We start from the raw sequence: 26,162 nt of genomic DNA on the forward strand, positions 1-26,162 counted from the left end.
TTAATTTACTCAGCACTCAGCACTCAGCACTCCTGAATCAACCCCCAACATGAATACCAGGTCGCATGTGGGGATTCTTTTCAGCCCGACGCAGTACTTCACGGGTAACTACAGCAATGTCACCTTCGCCAAACAAGATAAAACGCAATAGGTATTGTATGGGATTTCCCTCAACCCAGCCGAAGTAAGCATGGGGAATCTTACCTGTTTGGTCACGAATGTAAAGTAGTAAAGCTGCGATCGCATTCGGTACTGCTGCACTTTCAGCCCGGAGGATGCGATAATCACCAACTTGTACCCCTTTTACTACGATCACATCCGCAAATTCTGAAGCATCGGATACATGAATTTCTAGAAACAGAATTGGATCGTTGGCTGGAATATGGTTGTCTTCGCGTACCTCTTTCTCTTTCATAAAATACTCTAGGACATCGCCCGTATTCAACCGATTTGCAATCAGTCGTATTGTTCCCTGGCTATCTTCGGCAAAGAATTGCCTAGCAAGTTCGTCAACTTCAATCCGCTCTGCTCGCAGTTCTGTTGAACGCCAAACACGAGAAACCAGGGAGGTAAAAATGATCGCACCGATGAAAAACCCAGCAATCCTAATCCCTTCTGGTCTTTCAATGATATTGACAATGGTGGTATATACAAATAACAGTGTAATGATGCCAAAAACGAGTTTTGCCCGCTTCTGTTTGTGACGGTGGGCTGATAAAGTTACAGCAAAGGCGGCTGAGGTGATCAACACAAGCACACCAGTTGCGTAAGCCCCACCTTGGGCTTCTACACTTGCTTTGAAGATAATTGTGACAACAAAAGCGATCGCTGTGTAGACTAACACCAAAGGTCGGGTTACTCGTGCCCAATTGGGTGCCATGCCATAGCGTGGTAGGTAGCGAGGCACGATATTCAACAGCCCTGCCATTGCAGATGCACCTGCAAACCACAAAATAGAAATAGTACTTAAATCGTAAATTGTGCCAAAGGCATTGCCTAAATACAAATGTGCTAAATAAGCAAGGGCCCGTCCGTTGGCTTTGCCCCCCGATGCAAATTCTGCGGTTGGAATCAGTAGAGTGGTTATAAAACTGGTGGTAAGCAAAAAGAAGCTCATAATCAGAGCAGCAGTGGTGAGCAGCTTGCGTGTATTCCGAATCCGCCCTTTGGAATGCTGAGAAGTGCTGTTACTGCTACCTTTAACCAGAGGCATAACGGTAACACCAGTTTCAAAACCTGATAATCCCAGCGCTAGTTTGGGGAAGATGATCAAAGAGATGCCGATTAGCATCAAAGGGTTAGAATGGCGTGCAAAAAGTGCAGCTTGCCAATTCGGGATCGTTTCTGTATGAGTTAATATCTGATACACACCGACGCCAACGACAATGAAGTTTAACAGCAGATAAGCTCCCACCAAAACTACTGCAATCCCAATGGCTTCTCGGAAACCTCTCAAGAAAACTGCACCTAGTAATGCAACTAATATCAGGGTAACTGCGATCGCCTGATTGTGAAGCCAATTTGGTGTCAGCGGATTTTCGATAATATGAGCAGTAGCATCAGCAGCTGACAAAGTAATGGTAATAATAAAGTCAGTTGCCACAAACCCAAGTAAGCACAGTACAAGTAATTTGCCTTGCCACCAGGGGAGTAAACGCTCTAACATTGCGATCGACCCTTCACCATGAGGGCTTTCGGCAGCAATGCGCCGATAGATTGGCAACGCTCCAAAGAGCGTCAGCAAAACCAGAATCAGGGTAGCTATAGGAGAAAGAGCGCCAGCCGCTAGTGCTGCAATCCCTGGTTGATAGCCAAGGGTCGAGAAATAATCTACACCAGTCAAGCACATCACCTGCCACCAAGAATGCTGGCGATGTGCTTCTTCCTTGCGGTAAGGCCCTTTTTTCTCTTGTCGGTTTTCTTCAAGCAACCAATGGATTAACTGGCTGCCGAGCCGTTTTGTTGAAACAATTGATTTAGCCATCAAATACGGTTGTGTTGCAAAAGTCGGCTTTGTGATTTTTTTAAGCCTTCGTGGTTTATTAAAATTTTTAACTACAAAGGTATAGCATTATTATTGTATGTTAAGCATCCTGTCCAATTTACAAAATATATAGTAGCTGTTCCTAGTCGTCTACCATATTAAGAGCGGTTGCAGATTTTGGTATAGAAATAATCAATACTGCAACCGTATATTTTGGTATTAACGCTTTTGCACTCCTAGCACCTTTAAGCCTTATAAATTCTCAAAAAACGACGCTGCGAAACTTAGTATGTACGCAATCAACAAATCAGCCCTAAAATAAAAGTCACTTTTAGTTATATGATGTTTGTGTAAATGACCATAAAATAATTAGCCTGCTAATCTATAACTCTGTTTGTGTAGCCGCAGACTTTAGTTTGATGGAATTATGGACATATAGTCGTATACAACATACAGGCAATGTGTTAGATAGGTTCCCAGCATCATGCGAACCCGTCTGCACCAACTACACAAATTCAAATGTTTGACAATATCTGCAAATTCTTAGTTGAGAACTTCTCCAGTGACTTCGCTACATGGTTATTAGGCGAATCTATTAATTTAACAGAACTAAGTCCAAAAGAATTATCTCTCGAACCGATTCGGGCTGATGCTCTAATTCTGTTGCAGTCAGAGCAAAGCATATTGCATTTGGAATTTCAAACCCAAGTCGATCCGGAAATTCCTTTTCGGATGATTGACTATCGATTACGAGCATATCGCCGCTTTCCAGACAAAGCAATGCATCAAGTCGTAATTTACCTCAAGCAGACAAATTCAAATTTGGTGCAACAAAATACATTTACAATTGTTGGGACACGACATGAATTTGCAGTTATCAGACTTTGGGAACAACCAACTGAAGTATTTTTGAGAACACCTGGACTTTTACCTTTGGCAGTGTTAAGTAATACAATTGATCCAGAAGTTATACTTAACGAAGTGGCACAGGAAATTAACAGTATTACAGAATTAAGAACTCAAAGTAATATTGCTGCTTCTACAGCGATTTTAGCTGGTTTAGTATTAGATAAAGAGGTTATTAAACGAGTTTTGAGGTCAGATATTATGCGCGAGTCAGCGATTTATCAAGACATTCTACAAGAAGGCAAGGCTGAAGGTAAGGCTGAAGGCAAGGCTGAAGGTAAGGCTGAAGGTAAGGCTGAAGCGTTACTCGAAGTGGCAAGAAATCTATTTAATACTGGTATGCCATTAGAACATATCGGCAGAGTTACAGGGTTATCAATTGAGCAGTTACAGTATTTACAGGCAAGTCAGTCTCGTGAGTCCAATCAATAAATAATCGGTGCAGGTTGACTGCACCGATTACCAAGTGTCACTCGAATTGAATAAACATCCCATTGTTTCACGCCAATGCTGAAGCTTGGGGTTTGGCAAAAATCATTCTTCCTGCTGTAGTTTGCAAAGCACTGGTGACTACTACTCGCAGTTCACCACCCACATAACTGCTACCTTCTTCAACGACTACCATTGTGCCGTCATCTAGGTAGCCAATGCCTTGACTAGGTTCTTTGCCTTCCTTGAGGATTTTTAAATCCAGGTTGTCGCCAGGTAAATAACTGGGACGGACGGCATTCACTAAATCATTCACATTCAAAACAGGTACTTTCTGAACACTGGCAACTTTAGACAAGTTGTAGTCGTTGGTTAGCAGTGTGCCGCTAATTTCTTGGGCGAAGCGTACTAACTTGGCATCCACTGTGGGAATATCTTCGTAGTCAACTGCATTAATCAGGATGCGATCGGGATAATCTTCTTTAATGCGGTTGAGAATTTCTAGTCCTCTCCTTCCCCGCACCCGCTTTTGGTCTTTGCTAGCATCCGCTACTTGTTGGAGTTCTTGCAAGACAAACTGCGGTACAAGAATTTGCCCTTCCAGAAACCCTGTTTCTAGTAAGGCTTCAATACGACCATCAATAATACAGCTAGTATCTAAAACTTTGGTATTGGCTGGTTTTAATGTTCCTTCCACTACCATTGATTCGACCGTGTTGGGATTAATGAACCGCAATAAGCCTCGCCCGTGGGTGTCTGCCAAATTCATGCCAGTGACGGAGAGGATGATGCTACCGACAACAGCCACCAATGGCTTAATAAATCCAAAATCCGCCGGGATAGGGAGCAAAAATAGTGGGGCTAGCATCAAGTTAGCTAGTAATAGCCCAATCACTAAGCCAATGGCACGAGTTAAGATCACTTCCAGAGGCATTTCTTTGACTTGTGATTCTAGGCGACGATATGTCGTCTGGAAACTCAGCCCGATCGCACCACCAATAATAGCGGCAAAGACGGCAACAACTAAGCGTAAAGCTTCTAGATTCGTTACCTGATCTAGCGTCCCATTGGGTAGTAGTTCAATGCTGTAGAACCCTATTCCCGACGCTGCTAGGATAAATGAGAAAATAATAATGGCGTCAAGCATGGTTGTCTTGTTTTCCTGCAACTGTGTTAACCGATAAAGTTAAGTATTTTTTATTTCATCGGTAAGATAAACTGATCAATATTGACTTACACTAGGGGTTTAGGCTGACAATATCTGCAATTATTATAACTAAAGGCTTTTATCTTAATATTTTTCATTGTTTCGTTGTAAAACGACAAAAACTTGTAAATAAACTACTCATTTTGTAAGAATTCAGAATCCAGAATCCAAAAGTCAGAATTAAGAAGACTTTGATACCCAAACTTAATAATTTTAATAAAATCAAGAAGTGATTGCACGCTTGATTTTACAATTGTTCTGGCTCCTGACTCCTGAGTCCTGAATTCTTTCCTCATTTTCATTGTCTCTAATTTGCAGTTAGATTAACTTAAAACTTTCTCAAAATGAGTAAAAAATTTAGTATTTCTGGAATTGCAAGTTCTGCTTATGTGCATATTCCCTTTTGCAGACGGCGGTGTTTTTATTGTGATTTCCCGGTGTCTGTTGTTGGCGATCGCTTGCGGGGCGAAACATCTGGTACTATTTCCCAATATGTTGAGGTGCTATGTCAAGAAATTGCCATTACACCAGCATTTGGTCAACCCCTGAAGACAATTTTCTTCGGTGGTGGTACTCCTTCGTTGCTCTCAATAGAGCAGCTACAACGTATACTCAGAGAGCTAGAGAAGCATTTTGGGATTGCGTCTGGGGCAGAGATTTCTATGGAAATTGATCCAGCTACCTTTGATTTAGCCCACATAGCAGGCTATCGCAGTGCAGGCGTGAACCGGGTAAGTTTGGGTGTACAAGCCTTTCAAGGAGAATTATTGCAAAGGGCGGGGCGATCGCACTCAGTTGAAGATATTTTTGCAGCTGTGGAACTAATCCACCAAGTAGAGATTCCCGAATTTAGTCTAGACTTAATTTCTGGATTGCCGCATCAGTCTTTAGATCAATGGCAGGATTCCTTAGAAAAAGCAGTGGCGATGTCTGGCGACAAGTCGCTTCTCTCCGAGACGCTACGCGAACGCGCCTACGCACCCACTCACATTTCCATTTACGATCTTACCATCGAACCAGGTACAGCCTTTGGTCGTTACTACAAACCTGGCGATACTCCAATGCCTACGGATGAAGCCACAGTCAAAATGTACCAGATGGGTCAGCAGGTTTTAACTAGTGCAGGTTATGAGCATTATGAAATTTCTAATTATGCTCAACCTGGTCATCAGTGTCGGCATAATCGAGTGTATTGGGAAAACCGCCCTTATTATGGCTTTGGTATGGGTGCGGCGAGTTATGTTGAGGGGAAACGCTTCACTCGTCCGCGCAAAACTAAGGAGTATTACCAGTGGGTACAAGCTGGAGGTGTAATTGATTGTGATGTGACTCCCCCAAAGGAAGTATTGTTAGAAACGTTAATGTTGGGGTTGCGTTTGGCGGAGGGTTTGAGCTTGGCGGCTTTGGCGGAAGCTTATGGGGAAGAGAAGGTGGAGGAGATTTGTCGGTGCTTGCAATTGTATTTTGAGAAAGGTTGGGTGGAAGTTGCAGAGGGAAGATTGCGTTTAATTGATCCCCAAGGGTTTTTGTTTTCTAATGTGGTGTTGGCAAAATTGTTTGAGAAGTTGGGATGACGAACTGCTTATGCAAAAAAATAAAGTTAGAAAAGCTGTGATTCCGGTAGCTGGTTTCGGCACTCGTTTGTTTCCAGCTACTAAAGTTGTGAAAAAAGAACTTTTCCCGATTATTGATCGAGATGGTAGGGCAAAACCTGTGATTCTCGCAATTATTGAAGAGGCAATTGGTGCTGGAATTGCAGAAGTGGGGATTGTGGTGCAGCCGGATGACAAAGAAATATTTGCAGATTTATTGAAAAACCCACCCAAAAAAGAGCTTTTACAAAAACTCTCACCAGAAAATCAAGAATATAGTCGATATCTGGAAGATTTAGGTAGCAAAATTACAATTTTATTGCAAGAGGAACAACTAGGCTATGGTCATGCGGTATTTTGTGCCAAAGATTGGGTGCAAGATGAGCCGTTTTTGCTGATGTTGGGCGACCATATTTATGCATCTGATATTGAAAAATCTTGTGCGCGTCAAATTTTAGATGTTTACGAACAACTTAATCAAAACGTTGTTGCCTTAACTACAATGCCAGTAGAGATTATTCATAAAGCTGGGTGTATAACAGGAGTTTGGCAAGAGTCAAATTCGATTTTATCAGTTACACAACTCTATGAAAAGCCTACCATTGAGTATGCACAACAGCATTTACGTGTAGAGGGAATGTCAGAAAATGATTTTTTAGGTATATTTGGCTTATATTTACTAACGGCGAAAATTTTTGATTTTTTAGCAGAACATATTAACCAAAATTTTCGAGAACGAGGTGAATTTCAGTTAACATCCTGTCTGGAAAAATTGCGTCAGCAAGAGGAAATGACAGGATACGTTGTTAAAGGCAAGTGTTTTGATACAGGTTTGCCAGATGCTTATCGTCAGACAATGATTGATTTTAGAAAAATATAGATTAATCTCAGTTCAATTCGTTTGTCTGGGAAAATCTCACTTTTTAAGATAGCTCAAGCAGATAGTAATCCATTCAGGTAAGCACGATGAGCAAGGACTTGAAAAATCTTGAAACTATACCATTTAGTTTGCCCTTGGTAATAGCCTCCTGTTTTTTTGTTAAAGCAGTTTTCAGGTAGATGAGTTACAAAATGCAGGACTCAAAATCAGATACAAAGAATTTCTACTTCCTTCCTACTGCCTCTTTAAAAAACTACCTCAAAACTAGCGGTAGTTAGAGCCGGAAAAGACGTAGAATCCAATTGTGCAAATTTACCCCCAAAATTAATCTCAGCAAAATCATCCGCCGAACCATTAGGGTTATAAAAGAGACTACCATTTGCGCTATTATAAACGATCGCTGCACTACTACTTGCAGCTAAAGTATCGTTCGTTACTGTGGCAAAGTCTGCGGAATTTAATTCAGTTGGGAAGACTGAATTACTTAGAGCGGTAAAGGTAGATTTAGATAGTTGGATCTTGTCTTCCTCAAGATTGAAGTCATTAATAATATCAACTCCGAGTTCCCTAATATTAAACTTTGATCCTGTTGCAAATGCAAACTTATCTGAACCAGCGCCTCCTTCTAGTAAGTCATCCCCACTATCTCCCTGTAGGTAATCGTTGCCTTGATTCCCAATCAGAATATCTTTTCCACTACTGCCAAAAAGAATATCATCACCTCTGCCGCCCAGAAGGTTGTCGTCATCACTACCCCCATCTATTATGTCTGCACCAGATCCACTAAAAAGGATGTCAGAACCTGCCCCCCCATCGATGTAATGATTACCAATAACACCAGAAAGCGAAATACTGTCATCACCATCTCCAGCAAAAATAACCTTATCGCCAGCCGAAAAATTCTCCCGACTAAAGGTGTCGTCTCCATTGGTTGTAGTGACATCAGTACTGATCGCATTTCTGGATCGAGCAACTGCCTCTTTTATGGTATCTGCAAGATTCTCACTTTTAGAACCAAGAGTCAGTACAGCACCTCGACCAAGCTGGGTAACTAGTGTCTCGTAATCGACTGCAACATCACTTGTAGTTAGAAAAATTGGAATAATGTTATTTGCTTCTAGCGCAGTTTTTACTTGTGCGATCTCTGGATAATCTTCATCAGGATCGGTTATCCCATCTCCATTATTGGCAATGGTATCACTTGGACTAACTGCTGCGCGATCGCCGGCAACGTGATAAATACTATCGGTAGCTATTATAACAACACGAAATGAACCGACTCTATAACCAAGACTGTCGCTACTATCTAAAGCTGCGTACAAGAGTGCGTCTAATTGTGATTCGGGACCATCATTGCCACCAAAAGCTTGAAAGTCAAAGATTTTGTCTTTAACTGTTGTGACATTATTTGTCAAAGCAACTTCTGCTTGATATACATAGTCAGCGTAACCCCCAAAAGGCGGAATTGGCTTATCCTTGAAAGAGGCAATACCAAATTTCAGGTCATCACCAAAAATACTTGCTAACGTCGGGTTGGTTAAGCGATTTACCGTCGCAGGAAGTATGGCTTTAAGCTGGACTAAATCCTCATTAGATGACGATGTTAAGTCTTGTAGCAGAACAATATCAGATACTAAAGTCATATTTTTTCCCTCTGACTATTTTTATTCATGGGTTGTATTGCAAAGTGCCTGAATAGGATTTCAGCTTGATATTAGCAGGGTTAATTGATTTAAGATAGTACTTAAACTGAAGAAAATATAATCTCTTTCAATAAATATTTGCTGTGTCCTTACTCAGGCTTGATTTCGTTTGTCTGGGGCTTGTTGTGTTGAGTTACTAAAGAAAGGCAGAGGGCTATCGCAAACATTTTTTGAATCGCTATAAGGTTATAATCGCAGACTTAACGAGAGAGAATGTCACAAGAGATAGAGTTAAGCTAAAGTGCGTCAATGGCTGAGCAGTGAAGATAATGCTTTGGATTAGAGGATGAATCAGTATTTTGCAACAGTTGCTCGCGGATTAGAAACCCTCGCGGCTCAGGAGTTAGAGCAGCTGGGCGCTCATTCAGTGGAGCCAAGGTTTTGCGGTGTAGCCTTTGAGGGCGATCGCACTCTACTTTATCGCGTCAACCTCTGGGCTAGGCTACCGTTCCGAATCTTGGTGAATATCGATGAGTTTACATGCCTTGATGCCAAGGATCTCTATCGCGGTATCCAGACTATCGATTGGCAAAACTATCTCACGCCAGACATGACGCTGGCGGTGAATGTCACGGGCAAAAACGATCGCCTCAACCACAGCCACTTCACATCTCTCCAGGTCAAAAATGCGATCGTTGACCAACAGCAAAAAAATCTAGGTGAGCGTTCAAATGTAGAGCTTCATGACCCAGATGTACGGGTAAATGTTCATATTGAACGTGACTGTTGTACCGTTAAACTCGACAGTTCTGGAAATAGTCTGCATCGCCGAGGCTACCGTCCTGCGGTGGGAGCAGCCCCTCTCAAGGAATCTCTAGCAGCTGCCCTGATTCAACTTTCGGGCTGGCAGCCAGACCAGATGTTCTACGATCCTCTGTGTGGATCTGGCACTTTACCCCTAGAAGCTAGCTTAAAGGCACTGAACATCGCACCAGGGTTGTTTCGCGATTGCTTTGGATTTGAAAATTGGCTCGATTTTGATCTGTCCCTTTTAGAAAAACTGCTCCAAGAAGCTAAAGACAGCCAACTTGATACCCTGACTGCACCTATTTGGGGAAGCGATCGCGATGAAAATATAATCGAGCAAGCGATTAACAATGCTCAAAACTGCGGCGTTGATAATCATGTATGGTTTTCTCAAATGGAGCTTGCTGATGTTGTCGCCCCCGCAGACAGTGGGATTTTATTCTGCAATCCACCTTATGGCGAACGGCTGGGGCGAGATAGTGATTTAGGGGCGTTCTATAAACTTTTAGGTGATGTGCTGAAACAACGCTTCAAAGGCTGGACTGCATTTGTCCTGAGTGGCAACAAGGAACTGTCTCAATCAATTGGACTAAAATCATCCCAACGGATTGCAGTGTACAACGGAACGCTGCCCTGTCAGTTAATGAAATATGAACTGTACTAAGTACAGCATTTCATTAATTCGTAGCGAATTAAATTTGGCAATACGTTGCAATGTCAAAGCATCCCTCTGCAATGTCAATGCATCCCTCTGCAATGTCAATGCGTCCCCCTACATTAAAAATGCTACGCTTTTACGCAAAACTGTATTAAGACAGAATCGATCAGATTTTGCGATTTTCGGTTTGTAGTATGTTTAAGGCGATCGCTCTCAACTACTTCTGCTCAGTAAAAAATACATTGCCTGAAAATTTTGTGACACTGGGGATGTGCTGTATTGTCGGAGTTTGTGAGAACCGCGACCTAAATCTGCTGTTGCATGACATTGGCTATCTCGATAGACTCAATCTGAATCGGTGATATTTTTAATCCTCTTTAATAAATTTAAATTAAGTCAAACAAACTTGAAAGGCGTTGCATAAATGCGAGATGAATCGGCAGTTAAAACCATTGAGAATTCGTTCCCAATTGAGCGAAATCATCCCATGATTCAGCAACGCCACTTGAAACTATGTGTAAGTCTATATTCTGGCAGTTAGTATGACAACTTTTGAAACAAGTGGCAGTATAATCAGTGACTGACAATCTGCAATTTATTTATCGTTAAAAGGCAAGGCTATTTATGTCAGACCAATTCACCTTTACCGTTACCAATAAAACTGAATTGGCAATTACAGAGTTGTGGGTATCTATCGATGATCAAGAGTGGGCCTCATTTAACTTGGGTGAGTTAGGGATTCCATCAGGTGAAACAGCAACAATTGCTTGGGCTGAATATACGAATGGTTCGCCCTGTGAATGGTACATTTCTGCTGTATTTGAAGATGAATCAGAAACTGAGTCAGCCCTATTTAACTTCTGTAAAGAACCAGCTTTAACAATCGGATAAATTCTGCACTGCGATCGCCTACGGCGGGCGTGTACGCCATCGCGCTTGATAGATGATTGCATATCGACTCCAGCCATAAAAACAAAAGCCCTACCTCAAAATGTATCTAGGTAAGGCTTGATATTAGATGTCCAACGCTCGTATTATCCAAATTATACCAAAACAATCCTGATAATCTACTGTCAAGAATAAGGTATAGGGGGTAGGGTGTGGGGTATGGGGTGTGGGGAAGACGGCATTGGTCGAGGCTTGTGAAGAAAGACCAATGCAATCGTCCTGAAAAGACGGGGCAAGTGAAATTGATGGTTGTTGGGGCTGAATAGAACCTGCAACCCCACACCCTATACCCCACACAAGCCCCAACGGGGCTTGGTCACCCGAACAGTACAAGATGCCAGAAATCTTGGTGCTGAAAAGGTTCCCCTTTGGGACTAAGTGAGGCTGTTCCTTTTATCCCCTCAGATTTTGTGATTTACGGTTTGCAATATACTTAAAGCCACCGCCTCCGCCACCTTAATACCATCGATACCAGCCGATAGAATTCCCCCTGCATATCCTGCGCCTTCACCAGCCGGATAAAGACCGACTGTATTTAAACTTTGATAATCCTCTTGGCGTTTAATCCGAATCGGTGATGAGGTGCGGGTTTCTACCCCAGTCAACACGGCATCATCCATTGCAAATCCTTTAATTTGTTTGTCAAAAGCGGGAAGTGCTTCACGAATGGCAGCGATCGCATAATCTGGTAAACTCTGACTCAAATCACCCAAATGCACCCCAGGTGTATAAGACGGTTTAACAGTCCCCAATGCTGTAGAAGGGCGATAGTTGAGAAAGTCTCCCACCAACTGCCCTGGAGCTTCATAAGTTCCACCGCCCAACTCAAATGCTCGTTCTTCCAAGCGCCGTTGGAAGTCAATTCCCGCTAAGGCATTTCCCGGATAATCTTCGGGGGTGATGCCCACAACGATCGCACTATTGGCATTGCGCTCATTGCGAGAGTATTGGCTCATGCCATTGGTGACAAGTCGCCCCGGTTCTGATGCGGCTGCAACTACCAAGCCCCCCGGACACATACAAAAACTATAGACAGAACGACCATTTTGGCAGTGGTGAACCAGTTTGTAATCGGCAGCACCTAAAATCTTATGACCCGCCTGAGTGCCGAAACGACACTGGTCGATGAGAGACTGGGGATGTTCGACTCGAAAGCCGATAGAAAATGGTTTCGGCTCTATGTAAACTCCACGTTCAAATAGCATTTGGAAAGTATCGCGGGCGCTATGACCTACTGCCAGAACTACATAATCGCTGGCGATATATTCCCCACTGGCGAGGGTGACTCCCCGCACCTGTCCATTTTCGATGTTAATATCTTCCACCCGGCTTTGAAAACGAATTTCACCGCCGAGGGATTCGATTTTGGCACGCATACTTTGGACGATTCCGACCAGTTTGAAGGTACCGATATGCGGTTTGTTGATATAGAGAATTTCCGGTGAGGCTCCCGCATTCACGAGTTCGGTTAGCACCTTGCGCCCATAATGCTGAGGATCTTTGACCTGACTGTAGAGTTTGCCATCGGAGAATGTACCCGCACCACCTTCGCCAAACTGGACATTGGATTCTGGGTTGAAGTCTGATTTTTTCTTCCAAAAGTTAAAGGTATCAACGGTGCGATCGCGGACTTGTTTGCCACGTTCTAAAATGATTGGACAAAAGCCCATTTGTGCGAGCATTAACCCTGCAAACAAGCCGCTAGGCCCTGTACCAATGATGATGGGGCGAATTGCCAAATTGCTGGGTGCTTGTGCCACTGGGCGATAACTCATGTCTGGCGTAGCCATCACATGGGGATCTTTTTTCAGGCGCTTGAGTAGATGAGTTTCCTGAGTCGTTTCTACATCCAGAATATAGACAAGGCTGATCTCTCCTTTCTTACGGGCATCATAGCTACGCTTGAAGATGGAATAGCCGATCAATTCTTCGTCTGTGATTTGCAGCTTTTTGAGGATGGCAGTCTTGATTTCATTTTCAGGATGATCAAGCGGGAGCTTTACTTCTGTTAGGCGTAACATAGCGAGGAGAAATTCATACTGTCTATCAAAATATTAACAACAGAGGCAGGAGGCACGACGAATACTGCCTTCTGCCGAAACCTTACATAAACACTGACTTTTCACGTCATGGAAAAACCCACGAAAAACCTAACCCCCCCCTCCCGACGCAGTTGCAATGAGTAATAATACGTAGCAAAAATTACCTCAGAGAAACAAGAAAAGTTTAGTTCAAATCAATACCTGTTAAGGTGTAGTTCCAGTGTATTGAGCAACTTGGGCAAGTCCTTTTGAGAAACCTGACGTGTACCCGTCTCGACTGCATCAACCCAGGAAACGCTTTTCCCCATCGTTGTAGCGAAAAATGCTCTAGACCAGCCTTTTGCTTTTCTCGCTTCTCTGATCACATTACCTGATACAGGTTGGATATTGTTTGGACTTAGCTGATTCGAGTCCAGGGTCAAGCGTTCCTGTACTTCTGCTGGTAAATGAAAACGCCATCTAGAATTGAGTATTTGATTCCAGTAACCTATAGGTCTTTTAGCGCTTGTGCTGCTTGTTAACCAAGCTGGGCCTGTTTCCAGTTCTGCTTGCCATCCGGTTTCTTTGACAACTTTCAAATCAGTTTCCAAATCATCAGCCATTTGCCGTCTAAGCTGTCTGTCTTGCTCTGCTGTTGACACTTTGTCTGCACCGTAGGCAATCTCCATCATAGTCTTGCCCATTACACAATCCTGGAATTCCGGTTGGATTTGGAAGGTTAGCCAAACTAGCATTCTAGCCGCGCCAGCATTTTGTTTACCAATACTAAATAGTTTCTGTACGGTTTTCTTGGTAATAATTCCAGTGTGGTAGTGGTATTTAGATTTGTTGAGGAAGTATTTTGTCCATACTCCAGCTTGACCTATCACTTTTAAACCCACTAGCTTGTTATTGCCAGCTTTATCTGTTTCAAAATCTCGTATTATGCTGATGTCCCAAATCTTTAAATCAGCAACAGTAAAAGCTCCTACTTTCCCCTGTTTAGGCCATGCAATACAAGCTAATACCTGAGCAGGTTGCCGTAACAAGTCGTACAAAATACTCAATTTTTCATGCTTGCATAAGTCCCTGCGTTTAACAAGCCCTGTGTATTCAAGTAGTTGCTTATCATCAATTACAAAATTGCCTGACCAAGGTTTATCTAAGCTAGCTACTAAGGCACAGTAAATCAGGTGAATAGCACAGGCTCTTGGATCAAATTGGTCTATAACAACTAAAGCTGCCTCTTCTGCCAGAGTTTCTGGTTGTGGAGTTTCGGGATTATCTGTTACATAATAAAAGATTTTTCCTTTTCCAGTTTTAGCTTCTTTTTCGTAACTAAAAGTATTATTTACTTGACTTTTCCATGACAGATTCATTTTTTGAGATAAAACTTCAGCAACTCCATACAAAACTAGCGACAAGGCAGCAACATTAGTCTTACTATCAGGAAATAAAGAAGCTTTTTTGAATTGCCGAGGTTTTGCTGAATACTGGTAATTTAATAGTAAATTTTGCTCATCTTTATTAACTCTGTCTTGAAGAGGAATTTGCTTTGATAATTGAGTAGTTGGGTCTTTTAGAGATTCTTCATCAAGAGCAACATTAGTTTCCTTTGAATTTGGATTACGGGAAATGGTAATTCCCATTACCTGGTGAAATAGATGCAGAAGTTTACTATATAATGTTTTTGCTAACTGTTTCATTTTTCTACAAATCCGCTGCTCACATAGATAATTTACAATGATGAAATAAAGCCTGAGTTTCTTCTACTTGACCTTGCTAGAATAAACTCTCAGCCGCTTTGAGTCGCTTTAAACAACCACCAACAATGCAAGATATTTGACACCAGGTGATACCAATCTAATAAAAAGTGGTCAAGTAAAAAAACTGATTTTTACTTGACCAGAATTATCAGTGATGAGTTCAAGCTTTCACTGATTGTAATTACGAATTACAAATTATCAATTACGAATTGCAGCTTTGCTGCTTGACGTTACTAGCGGTACTGTTGGTCAGCGGGATCTCCATAAGGGTCTTCGCTAGCTGGGCGGATATTACCATACTGCCCGGAATCCGCCGGATCTCCATAGGGGTCTTCGCTAGCTGGGCGGACGTTACCATACTGCCCAGAATTTCCTTGGTTGCCTCTTTGCATTAACTTTTTGACAGCTAGGGCCGCTATACCAGCCATCGCTCCCTTCGCTAATGGATTGCTCATAATGTTACCACCTTGACCACCCGTAAAGCTCCCCGTAACACCACCCAGGATTTGACTGAGTATATCTGGTTGTTGCTGGTGAACCCGGCCTGTCGTTTGAGCAAGATAATTTGGGTCTTGAAAGCGATCGTCTATACCATCTTGGTTTAGATCGGGAAAATTCAAGTTTGAAGAGCGCGTCTGCTGTTGAAGAGAGCGACCAAATTGCATCCGATCTTGTGGTGACATCCGATTAAAAACCTCTTGTGCAGATTCCTGATAAACGTCTGGAGGTAACTGTCTAGATACTTGCTGATAACGGTTTAGAACTTCTTCATCAGAATATCCCTCATGGGGTAAGCCCTGCTCGTAGCGGTTGACAAAATTGCGGTAGTCGTTTTCTTGTGCCTGACCGCCACCGAAGATTTTTTCTAATAAATTCATTTGTGACTCCTAAAGTTTGATTTCACTCAACTATCAACGGTCAATTAATTACTTTCGAGATATTAATTGGTTTCTTACTTAAAAAACATCTATCAAAGGTTACTCTTCTCTTAATCAAGCTAATAAATATTGGTATATACTAAGATGAAAGTTTCCCAAAGAGTTCTTTAAAAAATATAATAAATAATACTTTTTATGCTTAGGAGTATTGTCAACTTTAAATATGAAAAAAGGTTTCTATTAAAAAATAGAATGACGGTTAAACGCCATCTATTTATAATATGTACAAAAATTAATTTGTTGGAACAGTACCTTCACCCAAACCCCTTAAGTCTCGCCCTGTGGGACTGTTATTATATCCTTGAAAGTCCCGGTATTGTTGTGCCTCCTCCTGGGGAACACGAATGCCCTCTTGTGGCGCTGTTACCCAGACAGGGCGACGTTGAGCATCTCGATAGTAAACACGCCCATTCTTAGAAAGGTAGTATTTCCCCTGCGCTCCTGTTCCTTGGGCATTCTTTCGCTGATTGTAGAGGTAGAAAAGTCCAGCGGCTCCTGCCAAGATTGCCACTTTCTGCCCTGTACTCAATCCCCTCCTAGCTTGGGGTTGATTTACGGGGGCGCGATTATTTAAATTTCTACCAACACTATCGTCAACTGGAGGTGGCGCAGCATATTGGGAACCTCCGCCGCAGCTATTAAGCAGCGGGACTGTTAGCAATGTTGAAAGAAATACTGTTGTTGTCAGCGAAGCTAATCTATTTGTCTTGATCATACATTTTCTTTTCCTGCTAATTTAGCTGACGTGGTATAAGAGTCTACAGTTCTATACAATGGTCAAGTAAAAAGCCGAGTTTTACTTGACCGAAAGTTCAAATACACTGTATTCGCCACTATACTTTAGTTAGTTTAAAGTCTGTGATTCTTCTCTGCCTAGAATTTGTTTTTTAAGCAAGCGAATTTCTGTTGTAAATTCTTGCCGAGTGGAATCTTTGAGCAAATAGCGGGAAGTAAACCAAATTGTGTAACCAAGTCCAATTAATTGGAGAAATGGAGAAACTAGGGGAATATCATTTATTGCGTTGAGTACCGCTAGAAAAATTCTTAGTGCTGTAACCGTTATCACAAGCAACGCAAAGCTGATAATCGGTAATTTGTATTCTTGGTAGAATCTACCTATGTACTCAGGTATTTTTGCCAAAAATATAGAAATCTCTCTACCAATTGTTTGCCATTGTTCTTCATTTTCCGAGGCGGGTGGCAACATTGCCAGGTTTCCAGACTCTGAACCTTTAAGTGCTTCTATCTGGTTTTGGGAGGCAGTATCGACATATTGCTCTTGCTGTAATTCTGTATCCATAATTATCTCCTGATTTTCTGCAATGAGAGCAGTTTTAAAGTTTACACTTTGTTATTATCAATTTTGGCAACAGTTGCTTTGCAACTAGATGCCACTCTTGAATTCTATATCTGCTGAGAATTGAGCCAGCGTCACGAAACTCATCGTCAGCTTTATCACCAACGCACTCCCTAATTTCAACACCAGCAATATGATTATTGCCGTCTGCATTCTGCACCACCACAGATACTCTATCCATTGCCAAAGCCACAATTTATCAACTTATGCAGCGCTTGTTCCGCATGCCGATGATGAGTAAATACGCCTATAGCACGCTGATGTACACTTAAGTCCATTATTTTTCCTTATTGCTCCTTAGCAGCACAGGTAAATATTTGTTTGCAAATTTATTAGGACTTTAATAATATTTAGGCATTTTTAGATTTACTTATCATCAATCTTTTGGAATAAATTCTGTCTTCAACAAGAGTGATAGAGCAAGCATTACAACTTAAGGCAATAAATCTTTAAGAATGTGAGGATATTTGATTTAAGTGTAAGGTATTAATAAACATATTAAACTAGCTAGGTTTGATGGTATGTATCGATTTAGCTAAATTTAGACTTGAAGTTTACTGCTAGTAAGTAGTCACACAAATGCTAGAAAGTAGTCACAAAAGTTATAAAAATTTAGTTATCATCAATTTTATTTAGAGTAAGACATTAATACGAAAAACCTTATCCTGTATCATTCTTAGGGGTCATTAAACTATATTTAATTACTTAAATTAATGAAATATCAAGGTGATTGAAGTCACTCCTTGGAGAGACGATTTATCTAAACTAAATTGTGTAATTTATAAAAGAGACACAGCAAGATTTTAAGGAATAAAAGAATGCCACTCCAGAAAATAAGTGAATTTGATGCAGACTACCATAATACTATTGAAGGCAATGACATCAAAGGAATGGGTGTGTATGTTCAAGGAACTGATGAGAAGATAGGCACAGTAAATGATGCTGTAGTAGACGACCAAGGAGAATTCCGCTATTTAATTGTTGACATCGGCTTTTGGATTTTTGGCAAGAAAGTCTTACTACCAGTAGGAAAATCGCGTATTGACTCTACAGCAAACCGTGTATATGTCGTTGGTATAACAAGAGAGCAAGCGGAAAATTTACCTGAATATCAAGAGCATACAACACTTGACTACGACTATGAAGAACAGGTGCGTGGAGGATATCGTACACCGTCTGTAGAAAGTTCAGCTGCGCTAGCATCGACAGTTGGTCGCACTACTCCAAGTCCTGACAACTACACCTACGCAGATGACGCGGATCTGTATGATGTCAGCGCTCACGAAGACCAAACTTTCAAACTTTACCAAGAAAGACTAGTTGTTAATAAACAGCGCCGAAAAAGCGGAGAAGTAGCGATTAGTAAGCATGTTGAAACCGAAACTGCAAGAGTTGCTGTTCCGGTGGAAAAAGAGCGAGTCGTGATTGAGCGAGTGACTTCTCAAGACACAGGCAAAGTTGTGTCTGCTGAAGCGACTGACTTTTCCGAGGGCGAGGTAGCGCATATAGACCTCTATGAAGAAGTTGCAGACATCCAAAAGGAAGCTTTTTTGCGCGAAGAAGTCAAAGTGCAGAAAGTTGTAGACAAAGAAACCGTTGAAGGTCAAGAAACGATTCGACGCGAAGAATTAGATGTTAATACTGATGGAACTCGAGTAGAGAATAAAACTGACCGGGGTTAAAACAATTCGCAATTCGCAATTCGCAATTACGTTTTGTAACGGGGATTTAGGTTTAGGTGTTCAATTCGCACTGCTTGATAGAAGCTATGCAACCTTTCACCCCCACCACTTGTTAACCTACTTAAACTACAAAGGTCATTGCATTTGAGTTAGTAAAAGTGGGTTTTCTACCTACTTCTACTCAAATACTTTCAGAAGATTGATATTGGAGAAGAGTCATTAGTTTAGATGAGGTGGTTAAATTGAAAATAATTCAACAGTTTCGTCGGGTTTTAACAGCTTTAGTCTTGGTATTAGTACTAACAACGACTGCCGCCTGTAGTGGTACTGTTCAAGCTAAACAACCAACTCAATTACCGTCTGGAATCCATAGTGCTGACTATGCCTTGTTGTCACGCGGTAACAGTGTACAGGGTCAAGATTTTGGGAACTGGGTTGTTGCTACAGCCAAGGGAATTGTCCAAGATGCTTATGTACGTGACAACAATAAGTTAGGTGTCGTGATTGCGCCTCAAGTTCGTCCGACCGAAGTGCGACCATTAGCAAAATCCTTACTCCAAGGTTTTCACCAAAATTTCCCGAATCAAGACTTAAAAGTTTTGATGTATGCACCAGACAAAAAACTGATTTTGACGGCTCAGTATGATGTGCAATCTCAGCAAATTCAGTATAAATAAAGACTCATTCTTTTGGGAAAACCTGAATTAATTTAGTTGATTGTAAGTAGAAAAGGAGACATTTAAAATGAGCAGCAGTGACAAGTATAAACGCGAAATTCTCAACGAGTTGGCTCACGGTAATACAGAGTCTTTAGATGATGTTTCATCTGACCCAACTCAGGAATACCAAAATTTTGACGATTTTGCCCAGCGCTCATCTCACGATCAACGTCGGCAATTATTTAGTCAATCTTTCAACCATAACAGCATTCCACCAAGCCAGCTGGAGCCAGAACTCCAAAAAGCGATCGCTCAGATTAAGCCTAACGAACGGGATGATGTTGCACGGGCATTTTTCAAACACTTAAAGCAAAGAGGTCTAGACGAGCGCCATCTGGAGCGAGATTTGGGACTTTCTACCCACAACCCTAAGCACATAAGTGCAGATGACCTCAGCAAGGTGGCATCTTTCACATATCATAGCCATCCTGACATCTTCCACGAAGTGATGGCTGAACAACCAGCAATTCTTAAGTTTCTCAGTAATCCAGTGGTCGGAGCAGCTTTAGGAGCGATCGCCTCTAAATGGTTTGGTCGTCATAAGTAAGCATTTCCAAACTTGATACGGGAGCAACGCGATTTTGTGAGATTTGATTTTTCCTATCAATAAAATTGGTTTATTGATAGGAAACTGGGCAAAATTACCATTTTTTTAGTGTTTTTACTGATGCTATCAGCTTGAAAAAGTTTTTAAAGTGACATTATTTGTTGCTTCTCACTTTTTCGCATTGCTCCCACTTGATACACATAGTCCTTTGTCTGGACGCTGCAAATATAAAGGAGACGATGATTATGACTCAGAATAAGCAACAAGCAGATAAGTATGACGAAAATACCGACCCCGATCAAGAGCAAACCGATGCTCAATCTTCAGGATCAGGCATTGGTGCTGGTATAGCTGGTGCAGCGATTGGTGGTATAGTTGGTGGTCGAGTTGGAGGTGTATTTGGTGCTGTCGCGGGCGCGGTAGCAGGCACTTTGGCTGGCAAGGGTACATCTGAAGCTGTTCACGATTCTGTTGAAGGTATAGTAGATGCAGCAAAGAGTATAGCTGAGACTGTTAACCACTCTATAGAAGAGGTAACAGAAGTAGCCAAAGATACAGCACAAGCAGTGAAGCCATCTGTTGTTGATGTAGTAGAGGCAGTTAAGGAGACAGTTGAGGAAACCAAGCCATCTGTAGTTGATGCAATTAAGGGTGCAGCCCAAGAGGTAAAACCAGCTGTTAAAAATGTAGCGAACGCTGTTAAGGAGACAGTTGAGGAAGTCAAACCAGCTTTCAAAGATGCAGCAAAAGATACAGCGAATGCAGTAAAGGGTGCAGCCCAAGAGGTCAAACCAGCCGTTAAAAATGTAGCAGACTCTGTTAAAGAGACAGTTGAGGAAGCCAAACCAGCTTTCAAAGATGCAGCAAAAGATACAGCGAATGCAGTAAAGGGTGCAGCCCAAGAGGTCAAACCAGCCGTTAAAAATGTAGCAGACTCTGTTAAAGAGACAGTTGAGGAAGCCAAACCAGCTTTCAAAGATGCAGCAAAAGATACAGCGAATGCAGTAAAGGGTGCAGCCCAAGAGGTCAAATCAGCTAGTAATCAGGGCGTAGGATTAGATGAACGGCTGGTTGCAGATAATAAGCAGGTGAAAACTGAAGATGTTGGCATGAGGAAAAGTGGTGAAACTCACTCACCCCAATCACTCCCAGTAGAGATTATTGATCGAACCACCTCTGTAAACACTGACACACTATGAGATGGTGATAAGTTAGACATTCCTTAAGGGGTGTTAGGGGACTTGCAAAAAATAAAGCATTCCCCCATAGATAATTAGGACTTAGGCAAAAAGGCAGTGAAAGCCTTGATTTACCGTAGGGGCAATTCATGAATTGCCCCTACATATTAGATAAAATGTGAGTCACTATTTTTATATTCTAACCTCCTGCATTCTTCACACAAGACTAACAGCCGCCTTTAACATTCGTATTGTCCCAAGTTCAGCATCTATTTCCACTTCTACACCGATTGGCAAAGTAAATTTATCCTTAATATGACCAATCATTGAACCATACCAAGCAGGAATATTTAAAGGAAGTATGTGTTGTTGCAATACTTGCATTAATGTGAATGACGGTTCATCTCCAAGACTACATTTAGTGCATTGCCCAAAGATAAAGCCAGCAATTTGATTAAGTATTCCAGCAGTTTTTAACTGCGTCAGCATCCTATCTATACGATAAACATCCTCGCCAACTTCTTCCACAAACAGAATACTTTTGTTCCAAGAAGGTAGGTAAGATGAACCTACCATCGCTGATAGCACTGATAAATTTCCACCTATAAGTTTACCCCTCGCCTTTCCCGGTGCGATTATCTCCAACCGCACTTCGTTAGGGTTGAGATTTTGCATAGTCACCGCTTCACCATTAAATAGGATGCGCTTGAAGTAATCCACTGTAAACTGATTCCAGGTAGAGGTAGCAACTGGGCCATGAAAAGTAATCATTTGACTACGGGCATTAATTGCCAACAACAGCGTTGTAATATCGCTGTACCCGATGATAATTTTTGGATGGGAACAAATCAGCGAGTAGTTGAGTAAGGGTAAAATGCGATTACAGCCCCAACCACCACGCATGGCAATAATTGCTTTTATGGAGCGATCGCTAAACATCAAGTTTACATCATCGGCGCGATCGGCATCTTTACCCGCTAAATAGCCGTAACGATCTAAAATATGCTTCCCCAGCTTGACTTTTAACCCCAACTTTGAAATTGATTTCTGCGCTGCTTCGATGTCTTTAGCGTCAACAATACCCGCAGGGGCGATTAACCCTACGGTATCGCCAGCTTGCAGGCGGGGCGGCTTGCAGATGGTGTTTAGAGATGGCTTACCTTGGGCGGTAAGTGTTGGTATTTGGGTGGCTAAGGTAGCCAGCCCACAGGTTGTGAGAAATTCCCGACGTTTGATATTCATAACCATTAAGTTGGGGACAGGGGACTAAAGACTGTTTTCCTAATACCTAATACCTAGTTTTATACAGAGTAGTTATAGCAAGCATAAATCATTCGTCAACAACAAAATTCCTGGCTTCTTTAATAAGTCAGGAATCTAAGCCTTTCGATTTTCACAAATCAAATAGGACTGCTATATGTAAATTTTGATTGAATAATTTTACTCGTGAATCATGCGGCGAAGATCATCAAGAGGCGAGTCTGGTTCGGTGATTTCTGAACTGTTGCTGTTAGTTATTTGTACATTTTCCTCTTCAACATAAAATTCAACGCTTATTTTAATTTTTACTTTACCCTTTTTCCAGCTTGGAGAACCTAATGTTAAAATCTCGCAATCTATACCCTTCTGAAACCAATTAAAATTCGCATCCTGAGACTGTTTTATCTTTACTTGTTGCCTACTTAATTCTTGATTCAATGTACATTCTAGGCTGTAGTTAGATGAGGTATTCATTGCTTCTTTAAATTTAGCAACTTTATATATGTTCTCTCCAAAATCCAAAACATCACCATCGTTACACTCTATTGGCTTGAATTCATCTTCCATATCAACCTCAATTTTTTAAATTTTTATACTTTGCACAAAACTGTAGTTAGTGAGGGTTAAAGTCACTAACTACAAGCTACAGAAATCCAAAATTATCTGTATTTACCTGATATTAATACTAAACCTCTACTACCTTATCTGAGTTCACAAATCCATTACTATCAGATTTGCCATCATTATCGAATGAAGCAGGGGTAGCATAGATAAACTCTGTATTACCAATTACAGGCAAAAGATGGTCAGATAATTGCATCGCTTGTAAACAACTATTGATACTAGAAGCTGCTGAATTATATGCTCCAATATTTTCTGCAACAACATTCAATAATCGGCGATTATTCGCAATTTTTTCTTCAGCTTCTTGTTCCAATGTTTTCTCTAAATAAGCACGCGCCTGTGGGTATTGCTGCAAAATCTCATCTGCTTGCTGATTTGCCATTGGGATCAATTGAGTTTTCAATATTTGATTAATGGTTTGACGAAAAGATTTCCGAATAGTATGGGAAACTTTTGGTTCAAAATCTAACTTCAATAATTGCCTAATTGCTGGCTCTGCTTCCACAATACTTTCAGCGTCGTAACCCTGAGAAGTTTGTAATAAAGTCTGACGAAATTGATATATAGAAAAAGTGCCCTCATCATAAAATCTAGGGCTTTCTCGCACAAAGCGATCGCACTCTACACTAGCTGCACTCACTAATGCTTGAGTAACTACTTTTTCTACAGTTTTGATCTCTTGTTCAATGCCACCATCATGATCTAATAAACGATACAATTGGTGATAATATTCTGACTTGCGAATCTTTTCAATCAACTGCTGGAAATAATTTGCAATTACTTGCTGAGAAGATTCAACCAAAATATCTTCTAATTGATTTGCTAAGTAATAAAATGCCTCTACTAAAATAGCAATTAAGGGTGCAGTAGCGTTGCGAGGATGGCTAATGGTTGCACGTCGATAAGCATAAGCTACAGAAAAAGTATCTAGCAATTCATCTAAACGGCGAATCATTCGTGATTGTAATTGCTTAAAATCTGCTTCAAAAGCATCACATGAATTATTAATTACATGATTAACTTCTTCTTTGATCTGCTCACTAAATTCTCTCCCAATTTGCTGTAGTTGCTGATTTAGGTGTTGCAACTCTTGCGCCTTCATCGTCTCAATTTATTGAGGCTGACTATCTAAATCGCGTTGGACACTCTGATAATGTTTTTTAAGCTTAATACAAATATCTTCCAAATCATCAGCAAGATTTTTGAATAATTGTGGACGCTTCTCTTCCGTAAGATAACGAGTAATAGCTGTGCGAAATTCTTCAGTACCACTATCTTGAATTAGCTTTTCTATCAGTTCATTTCCCCAATCTCCCAAAATCCGCACATAATTTTGATTTGGGGTTTCATAGCCGTTAACAGAAACACGGAATTTAGTAGAAGATAGCTTTCCTGAATTTACACAGTAGTTGTTAAACGCATAGACAAATTGTGGTGTTTCTTCTTTACCATCTAAACCTTTAATACTTTCTGTAAAAACAGAATCTAAACCAAATCTATCTTGTTGGCTTGTCTGTTTAATCTGACTGCCATAAAATCCTAATAATCCACTCGTTTTATAAACCTTCCTTGAATTGGTAAATTGCCCATTAATTAAATCGTCCAATCGTTGCCGTAGCTGAGTATTATACCAAGTTTCATCGATCCGGTTGAAGATATAGAAAACGCGATCGCGTACTCCCCCATTCTCCCGCATTAATTCCAAAAGTTCTGTTTCTTCTTTTGTCATGTCACCCGCCGCAGCAGGTTTTAGCACATACACCACCGCCGAAGTATCAGGATGTTGAATTTTGGCATAAGTTAGTTGGGCATCTTTCTCTACTGGTGCATCGATACCCGGCGTGTCAATAATTACATTTCCATCTTGTAACAAAGGATGATTACAGTAATATTCTATTCGCTTTAATACGGCACTATTACTACCACGACGGGCATATCCAGCCGCTTCCTTGAGATTAGAAAAGTTAAATTGCTCCATTGGATATGTAGCATTAATCACCGTGTTTATGCGATCGCGGTTTGCTATATATCCTTCTACCAACAACATTAACGCCTTCGCCTGTTTTGCACGTTCTGATTTACTCTCACCACCCTCCTGCTGAATAATTGCTTCAGAATATTGACGTAGCAAGTTAATTAAATCAGGTTGATTGATATTAGGTACTGTCTTAAATCCTAGTTGCTGACACAAAGAAGCTACTTGTTCTCGAATCTCTGCTTCACTTAAAAACGTCAAAATAACACGTTCTTTATCTACTTCTGCATACTCAATTTTGCATTCTGTACCTGTAGCGTGTCCCTCTGCACTGTAGAGTAATTCCCTTTCTAATAGTGCATTAATTAGCATTGATTTTCCAGCACTAAAAGCACCTGCAAATACAATCTCAAACTTGGGAGAAATCGCTTTACTTAAAGAAGTTCGTACAGGTGTAATATCTTGGGAACGTAGCGTTGGTTCTTGTTGTAATAGTTGTAATATAGATTCAACCTGCTCTTTCAAATTTTTGCACTGAAGCGGTAAATTTGACATATTCAGCATCCTGACAATATTTATGTATATATTAGTAATATTTAGTGTTTTGATGGTTCAGTAAAATTCCTGAGAATCTCACTGTGCTTTAGCTGCTGGATATTACTAGGACTGACGCACTGTACAAATTAGACCTTTTGCATAAATCAAAAATAAAGAACCCCACCCCGCATTTGAGTAAAGCAAACGCTCCTCTCCCCTTACCAAGGGGAGGGGTTGGGGGTGGGGTGTTCGGGACTTTTGCAAGAGGTCTATTAATTAATGAGCGGTTAATTCTACAAACCCAAAGCCTACTTGGTTGCAGAAGTAGCAGTCAATTGGCAGTTCTTAATAGTGCGCCCAGTCTCACCACATCAGATTTTGTTGTGCAAGTGTCGGGGCATACATCTATACGCCCCTACTTATACTAATTCTCTAAAAGCTGGCTACAGATGAGATAATAAGATTTAATGAGAAGAGGGATATCCAATGTCAGGGGTCTATCAA

21 protein-coding genes and 1 pseudogene are annotated in these 26,162 nt (G+C 41.2%); 10 read left to right on the plus strand and 12 right to left on the minus strand.

Annotated elements, in window-relative coordinates:
* Positions 1 to 37: 37 nt before the first annotated feature.
* Positions 38 to 1,984 carry an amino acid transporter gene (locus tag HWQ58_RS11385; protein ID WP_292861859.1) on the minus strand — a complete coding sequence of 649 codons (1,947 nt, stop codon included), beginning with the start codon at positions 1,982 to 1,984 and terminating at the stop codon, positions 38 to 40.
* A 519-nt stretch (positions 1,985 to 2,503) separates the two neighbouring features.
* Here HWQ58_RS11385 and HWQ58_RS11390 point away from each other — a divergent pair.
* Positions 2,504 to 3,322: an Rpn family recombination-promoting nuclease/putative transposase gene (locus HWQ58_RS11390; RefSeq protein ID WP_292861862.1), complete on the plus strand. Its 819-nt coding sequence runs from the start codon at positions 2,504 to 2,506 to the stop codon at positions 3,320 to 3,322.
* Between the two features lie 67 nt (positions 3,323 to 3,389).
* Here HWQ58_RS11390 and HWQ58_RS11395 read toward each other — a convergent pair whose 3' ends face one another.
* On the minus strand, positions 3,390 to 4,466 hold the full coding sequence (locus HWQ58_RS11395) for a PIN/TRAM domain-containing protein (RefSeq protein WP_292861865.1): 1,077 nt from the start codon (positions 4,464 to 4,466) through the stop codon (positions 3,390 to 3,392).
* Between the two features lie 404 nt (positions 4,467 to 4,870).
* On the opposite strand from HWQ58_RS11395, the gene hemW reads away from it, so the two are divergent.
* Positions 4,871 to 6,100 (plus strand): radical SAM family heme chaperone HemW, encoded by a 1,230-nt coding sequence (gene hemW / locus HWQ58_RS11400; protein ID WP_292861868.1) that lies wholly within the window; start codon positions 4,871 to 4,873, stop codon positions 6,098 to 6,100.
* 10 nt (positions 6,101 to 6,110) lie between these two features.
* Positions 6,111 to 6,998, plus strand: coding sequence for a UTP--glucose-1-phosphate uridylyltransferase (locus tag HWQ58_RS11405; protein WP_292861870.1), 888 nt, complete (start codon positions 6,111 to 6,113; stop codon positions 6,996 to 6,998).
* A gap of 245 nt (positions 6,999 to 7,243) precedes the next feature.
* Here the strand turns inward: HWQ58_RS11405 and HWQ58_RS11410 are convergent, their stop codons facing one another.
* Complete coding sequence (locus HWQ58_RS11410; protein WP_292861873.1) at positions 7,244 to 8,641, minus strand: hypothetical protein; 1,398 nt, start codon at positions 8,639 to 8,641, stop codon at positions 7,244 to 7,246.
* A 346-nt stretch (positions 8,642 to 8,987) separates the two neighbouring features.
* Between HWQ58_RS11410 and HWQ58_RS11415 the strand changes: the two genes are divergently transcribed.
* From HWQ58_RS11415 to HWQ58_RS11425, 3 genes are all read left to right on the plus strand, one after another.
* Entirely contained in the window at positions 8,988 to 10,112 is a 1,125-nt protein-coding gene (locus HWQ58_RS11415) for a THUMP domain-containing protein (RefSeq protein WP_292861876.1), read from the plus strand.
* A 167-nt stretch (positions 10,113 to 10,279) separates the two neighbouring features.
* Positions 10,280 to 10,468, plus strand: a complete 189-nt coding sequence (locus HWQ58_RS11420) for a hypothetical protein (protein WP_292861879.1) — start codon at positions 10,280 to 10,282, stop codon at positions 10,466 to 10,468.
* Between the two features lie 262 nt (positions 10,469 to 10,730).
* Positions 10,731 to 10,997 (plus strand): hypothetical protein, encoded by a 267-nt coding sequence (locus HWQ58_RS11425; RefSeq protein WP_292861882.1) that lies wholly within the window; start codon positions 10,731 to 10,733, stop codon positions 10,995 to 10,997.
* A 458-nt stretch (positions 10,998 to 11,455) separates the two neighbouring features.
* Here HWQ58_RS11425 and HWQ58_RS11430 read toward each other — a convergent pair whose 3' ends face one another.
* The 6 genes from HWQ58_RS11430 to HWQ58_RS11455 all read right to left on the minus strand — a co-directional run bounded on the left by HWQ58_RS11430 (position 11,456) and on the right by HWQ58_RS11455 (position 17,329).
* The gene (locus tag HWQ58_RS11430) at positions 11,456 to 13,075 is read right to left on the minus strand and encodes an NAD(P)/FAD-dependent oxidoreductase (protein WP_292861886.1); all 1,620 of its coding nucleotides are present in this window, start codon (positions 13,073 to 13,075) and stop codon (positions 11,456 to 11,458) included.
* Between the two features lie 215 nt (positions 13,076 to 13,290).
* Positions 13,291 to 14,781 (minus strand): helix-turn-helix transcriptional regulator, encoded by a 1,491-nt coding sequence (locus tag HWQ58_RS11435; RefSeq protein ID WP_292861889.1) that lies wholly within the window; start codon positions 14,779 to 14,781, stop codon positions 13,291 to 13,293.
* Positions 14,782 to 15,074: 293 nt separating this feature from the next.
* Positions 15,075 to 15,719 (minus strand): hypothetical protein, encoded by a 645-nt coding sequence (locus tag HWQ58_RS11440; RefSeq protein ID WP_292861892.1) that lies wholly within the window; start codon positions 15,717 to 15,719, stop codon positions 15,075 to 15,077.
* Positions 15,720 to 16,011: 292 nt separating this feature from the next.
* On the minus strand, positions 16,012 to 16,494 hold the full coding sequence (locus HWQ58_RS11445; RefSeq protein ID WP_292775507.1) for a hypothetical protein: 483 nt from the start codon (positions 16,492 to 16,494) through the stop codon (positions 16,012 to 16,014).
* Between the two features lie 129 nt (positions 16,495 to 16,623).
* A complete protein-coding gene (locus tag HWQ58_RS11450; protein WP_292861895.1) occupies positions 16,624 to 17,079 on the minus strand; it encodes a CAAD domain-containing protein in 456 nt (151 codons plus the stop codon).
* Positions 17,080 to 17,113: 34 nt separating this feature from the next.
* A complete protein-coding gene (locus HWQ58_RS11455; RefSeq protein ID WP_292861898.1) occupies positions 17,114 to 17,329 on the minus strand; it encodes a hypothetical protein in 216 nt (71 codons plus the stop codon).
* Positions 17,330 to 17,954: 625 nt separating this feature from the next.
* Here HWQ58_RS11455 and HWQ58_RS11460 point away from each other — a divergent pair.
* The 4 genes from HWQ58_RS11460 to HWQ58_RS11475 all read left to right on the plus strand — a co-directional run bounded on the left by HWQ58_RS11460 (position 17,955) and on the right by HWQ58_RS11475 (position 21,283).
* Positions 17,955 to 18,818 carry a DUF2382 domain-containing protein gene (locus tag HWQ58_RS11460; protein WP_292861901.1) on the plus strand — a complete coding sequence of 288 codons (864 nt, stop codon included), beginning with the start codon at positions 17,955 to 17,957 and terminating at the stop codon, positions 18,816 to 18,818.
* Between the two features lie 242 nt (positions 18,819 to 19,060).
* Entirely contained in the window at positions 19,061 to 19,495 is a 435-nt protein-coding gene (locus HWQ58_RS11465) for a hypothetical protein (protein ID WP_292861904.1), read from the plus strand.
* A 67-nt stretch (positions 19,496 to 19,562) separates the two neighbouring features.
* Complete coding sequence (locus HWQ58_RS11470; RefSeq protein ID WP_292861907.1) at positions 19,563 to 20,084, plus strand: hypothetical protein; 522 nt, start codon at positions 19,563 to 19,565, stop codon at positions 20,082 to 20,084.
* Between the two features lie 245 nt (positions 20,085 to 20,329).
* Positions 20,330 to 21,283, plus strand: a complete 954-nt coding sequence (locus HWQ58_RS11475; RefSeq protein ID WP_292861909.1) for a hypothetical protein — start codon at positions 20,330 to 20,332, stop codon at positions 21,281 to 21,283.
* 195 nt (positions 21,284 to 21,478) lie between these two features.
* Here the strand turns inward: HWQ58_RS11475 and HWQ58_RS11480 are convergent, their stop codons facing one another.
* From HWQ58_RS11480 to HWQ58_RS11490, 3 genes and pseudogenes are all read right to left on the minus strand, one after another.
* A complete protein-coding gene (locus HWQ58_RS11480; protein WP_292861912.1) occupies positions 21,479 to 22,504 on the minus strand; it encodes an LD-carboxypeptidase in 1,026 nt (341 codons plus the stop codon).
* A gap of 198 nt (positions 22,505 to 22,702) precedes the next feature.
* Entirely contained in the window at positions 22,703 to 23,089 is a 387-nt protein-coding gene (locus HWQ58_RS11485) for a KGK domain-containing protein (RefSeq protein ID WP_292861915.1), read from the minus strand.
* 118 nt (positions 23,090 to 23,207) lie between these two features.
* Positions 23,208 to 25,676 (minus strand): annotated as a pseudogene (locus HWQ58_RS11490) (dynamin-like GTPase family protein).
* Positions 25,677 to 26,162: the final 486 nt, after the last annotated feature.

The organism is Nostoc sp. LPT (assembly GCF_017115165.1).
In the GTDB taxonomy this organism is placed as follows: domain Bacteria; phylum Cyanobacteriota; class Cyanobacteriia; order Cyanobacteriales; family Nostocaceae; genus Nostoc.